This window comes from Gryllotalpicola sp. CP2-P1 (genome assembly GCF_057512245.1).
Genome location: NZ_JBLRDT010000209.1, coordinates 1 through 4,341 on the forward strand (window position 1 = coordinate 1; position 4,341 = coordinate 4,341).

General features: G+C 67.6%; 3 protein-coding genes and 1 pseudogene. 3 read left to right on the forward strand and 1 reads right to left on the reverse strand.

Going from position 1 to position 4,341, the window contains the following annotated elements:
* A pseudogene (locus ACM2XV_RS12845) lies at positions 1 to 249 on the reverse strand (hypothetical protein); the annotation flags it as partial.
* A gap of 209 nt (positions 250 to 458) precedes the next feature.
* Between ACM2XV_RS12845 and ACM2XV_RS12850 the strand changes: the two are divergent.
* The 3 genes from ACM2XV_RS12850 (at position 459) to ACM2XV_RS12860 (ending at position 4,233) form a co-directional block, all read left to right on the forward strand.
* Positions 459 to 2,276: a peptide ABC transporter substrate-binding protein gene (locus tag ACM2XV_RS12850; RefSeq protein ID WP_487027204.1), complete on the forward strand. Its 1,818-nt coding sequence runs from the start codon at positions 459 to 461 to the stop codon at positions 2,274 to 2,276.
* 101 nt (positions 2,277 to 2,377) lie between these two features.
* Positions 2,378 to 3,337, forward strand: a complete 960-nt coding sequence (locus ACM2XV_RS12855; protein WP_487027205.1) for an ABC transporter permease — start codon at positions 2,378 to 2,380, stop codon at positions 3,335 to 3,337.
* Positions 3,338 to 3,345: 8 nt separating this feature from the next.
* Positions 3,346 to 4,233: an ABC transporter permease gene (locus tag ACM2XV_RS12860; RefSeq protein ID WP_344776240.1), complete on the forward strand. Its 888-nt coding sequence runs from the start codon at positions 3,346 to 3,348 to the stop codon at positions 4,231 to 4,233.
* Positions 4,234 to 4,341: the final 108 nt, after the last annotated feature.

A 4,341-nucleotide genomic window follows, 5' to 3' on the forward strand; every position in this document is an offset into this window, starting at 1 on the left:
CTCGTCGCTGTGGCCGATGCGCAGGATCTTGCGCGGCCGGCCGCCGGTCGACGATTGCAGCCCCTCTTCAGCCACAAGGCCCCGCGAGATGAGCTGCTGCACCGCGAGCGAGACGCTGCTGGCCGGGGCACCGAGCAGCTGCCCGAGCTCGGTGCGCGTCTCGGCCTGGCCGCTGGCGATGAGTGAGAGCGCGCGGCTCGCGAGGGTCTCGTGACCGGCATCCGATCGGGCTCGCGTTATTTCTGCCATGTGTGAAGTAATTCCAGCTCTGTGAGAAGTGTGGCGTGCATGCAGACTAGCGCCGCCCGGTTTCCCCTGAAGTTTCGCCAGAACTGGCGTAATCAAGTTTTTACAGCGCGACGTTACTTTCTTCGTTTACTTGCCCTTTACTTAGGGACACGGCACGGCTCCGTCCCCGACTGGCGGCCCCCGGCGGCCGCACCCCCTGAAGGAGAAAGATGTCTCACCCACGCTCTGCGGTTCGCCGCGCAGGCATCGCGGTCGCCGCGATGGCCGCGGCTGCCGTCATGCTCGCCGGCTGTTCCTCCGGCGGCTCGTCGAACACCGGCTCGAGCTCGAGCTCAAGCAAGGACTCGATCGACTACGCGCTGCCCGCCAACTTCACGCCCAACTGGATCCTGCCCGTCGGCGCCCCTGGCAAGCTCAACACCAACAACGGCTCGATCGCCGCGTCGCTGTGGGAGCCGCTCGTCGCCTACGACGGCTCGACCGGCACCGTCGGGTGGCACAAGGACGCGAGCATCGCGAGCGACGTGAAGTTCAACTCCGCGGGCACCGAGGCGACCATCACGCTCGGTGACCGGCACTGGAGCGACGGCAAGCCCGTCACCTCGCGCGACGTGCAGTTCTGGTACAACCTGGTGACCGCCAACAAGAAGAACTGGGGCAACTACAACGAGGGCCAGGCCCCCGACAACTGGACGAAGCTCACCGTCACCGACGACACGCACTTCACGATCGCCTTCGACAAGGCATACAACACCGACTGGATGCTGGCGAACGAGCTCAGCCTGATCACGCCGCTGCCGCAGCACGCGTGGGACAAGACCAGCGCGAGCGGCCCGGTCGGCGACAACGACCTCACGCCGAGCGGTGCCGTGCAGGTCTGGAACTACCTGAACAAGGCCGCGGGCGACATCAGCAGCTACGCGAGCAACCCGCTCTGGAAGGTCGTCGACGGCCCGTACACGGTCACGAAGTTCACGACCGCGGGGAACGTCACCCTGACCGCCAACAAGAAGTACGACGGCGGCGAGAAGGCGAAGATCACGACCGTCAACCTGCTGCCGTTCACCTCCGCCGATGCGGAGGAGAACGCCGTGCGCAGCGGCCAGGTCGACTACGGCTACATCCAGCCGACCTCGCTCGACCAGAAGCAGTCGTTCACGGCCAAGGGCTACGAGGTCGAGCCGTGGACAGGCTGGGCGATCACGTACTTCCCCTACAACTTCAACAACCCGACCATGGGGCCGGTGTTCAAGCAGCTCTACGCGCGGCAGGCGATCCAGAAGTCCGTCGACCAGGACAGCCTCGTGAAGGCGATCTTCAACGGCACCGCAACGGCCGGCTACGGGCCGATCCCGCAGTCGACGTCGTCCGACTTCCTCTCGCCCGAGCAGAAGAAGAACCCGTACCCGTTCTCGAACAGCGCCGCGAAGAAGCTGCTCACCGCCCACGGCTGGAGGGCCGGCTCTGACGGCATCATGGTCTGCGAGGACGCCGGCAGCGGCGACAGCCAGTGCGGCGAGGGCGTCGCGGCGGGCACCAAGTTCACGATGGAGGTGCTCGCCCAGTCCGGCTCGCAGGTCACCGACAACGAGCTGAGCGCACTGCAGTCGTCGTTCAAGGACAGCGGCATCGGATTCACGATCAAGCAGGCGCCCGTCAACACCGTGCTCTCGCAGACGCCGCAGTGCAGGCCGAGCGAGGCGATCTGCAAGTGGCAGCTGTCGTACTTCGGCACCGCCGGAAGCTGGTACTTCGCGGCCTACCCGACCGGCGACTCGCTGTTCCAGACCGGTGGCGGCGCGAACTTCGGGAACTACAGCGACGCGCAGGCCGACAAGCTGATCACCGCGACCACGCAGTCGAACGACTCGAGCGCGATCCAGGACTACAGCGCGCTTCTCGCGAAGCAGCTGCCTGTCATCTGGCTGCCCGAGCCGGACTATCAGATCTCGGTGATCAAGAAGGGCCTGACCGCCCCGCAGGACCCGATGGCGAACTTCCACCCGGCGCGCTGGGCCTGGAAGTAGCACCCCCTGTCGGACCGGGGGCGCCCGCGCGGCGCCCCCGGTTCTGACCGGTCGCGCCGACCCGTCGCACCACCGACTCACCGATCCACCGAAAGCTGCGGATGGCCACAACGCTCTTCATCCTGCGGCGACTGCTTCAAGCGGTCGTCGTGGTCTTCATCGTCACCATCGTGGTGTTCTGCCTGCTGCACTCGCTTCCGGGCGGCCCCGCCCGGGGCGTCCTCGGCGTGCACGCCACCGCCCAGCAGATCGCCCAGTTCAACAGCGAGCAGGGTCTCGATCGCCCGCTTCCCGTTCAATACGTCCTCTACCTCGGCCAGCTGCTGCGGGGCGACCTCGGCGACTCGTTCACGCTGAACGCGCCGGTCTCGCAGCTCATCGTCCAGCGGCTGCCGAAGACGCTGGTGCTGACCCTCGCCCAGGCGGTGCTCGCCCTGGTCGTCGCGATCCCCGTCGGCATGTGGCAGGCGCGCCGCCGCAACCGGCCCTCCGACTACGTGCTCACCACGGTGAGCCTCGTGCTCTATTCGACGCCCGTGTTCTTCTTCGGCCTGATCCTGATCGCGCTGCTGACCCAGGTCATTCCGGTGCTGCCGTCGCAGGCGCCGAGCGGGGACACCCTGGCGCAGGTGTTCAGCGACCCTGCCGGCCTCGTCCTGCCGATCGTTACGGGCGCCGCCGCCATGGTGGCGGTCTTCAGCCGCTTCATGCGCTCGGCCACCCTCGAGAACCTCGACGAGGACTTCGTTCGCACCGCACGCGCCGGCGGCTCGTCGATGCGCAGCATCCTCACCCGGCACGTGTTCCGCAACTCGCTCACGCCGGTCGTCGCGATGCTCGGCTACTACGTGCCCGTGCTGTTCGGCGGCTCGCTCGTCGTCGAGCAGCTCTTCAACTACCCCGGCATGGGCCTGCTGTTCTGGAACGCGGCGCAGAGCTCCGACTTCCCCGTGCTGCTCGGCTGCGTCCTCGTCATCGCCGTCGCGACCGTGTGCGGCACCCTGCTCGCCGATGTGCTGCAGGCGATCATCGACCCGCGCGTGAAAACGACCCGTTCCTAGGAGCCCCGATGTCCACCCTCCTCCAGTCGACGCCGGAACTCGCCGTCGCCGCGGGCCCCACCGGCGGCTCGCTCGCCTGGCGGCGCTTCCGCCGCAACCGGCTCGCCGTCATCGGCCTCGCCGTCGTGATCTTCTTCGTGCTGTTCTGCTTCGTCGGCCCGCTCGTCTATCACACCGACCAGACCCGCACGGATCTGCACGCCATCAACCTCGCGCCGAGTGCGGGGCATCCGCTCGGCACAGACGCGGTCGGCCACGACCAGCTCGGCCGCCTCATGTACGGCGGCACGGTCTCGCTCATGGTCGGCATCGCGGCGGGCCTGCTGGCCATCGTCATCGGCATGGTCTGGGGCTCGACCGCGGGCTACCTCGGCGGCTGGGTCGAGACCGTCATGATGCGCGTCGTCGACGCCGGCATCGCGATCCCCGCGCTGTTCATCCTGCTTGTCATCTCGGCGATCTCGACGCCGCACGTGCTCGGCCTCATCGTGATCCTGGGGCTCGTGTCGTGGCTCGTGCCCTCGCGTCTGATCAGGGCCGAGACCCTGACCCTCAAGAACCGCGACTACGTGTTGACCCTGCGCGCCTTCGGCGGGGGCCACACCCGCGCAATCGGCCGGCACATCCTGCCGAACAGCATCAGCACCATCGTCGTCTCGGCGACGTTCCAGATCGCCGACGCGATCCTGCTCGTCGCCTACGTGAGCTATCTGGGGCTCGGCGTGCAGGCGCCGCAGACCGACTGGGGCGGCATGCTCAGCCAAGGACTCGATGCCGCGTACGCCGGCAGGTGGTGGCTGATCGTTCCGCCGGGCGTCGCGATCATTCTCGTGGTGTGCGCGTTCAACGCGATCGGCGACGGACTGCGCGACGCGTTCGCGGTGAGGGGGCGATGATGCGGGCGGATGCCGGCGCGATTCTGCGCATCGACGAGCTGACCGTCTCGTTCCGCACCGACAGCGGCGAGGTGCCCGCCGTCCGCGGTGTCAGCTTCGAGCTCGCGG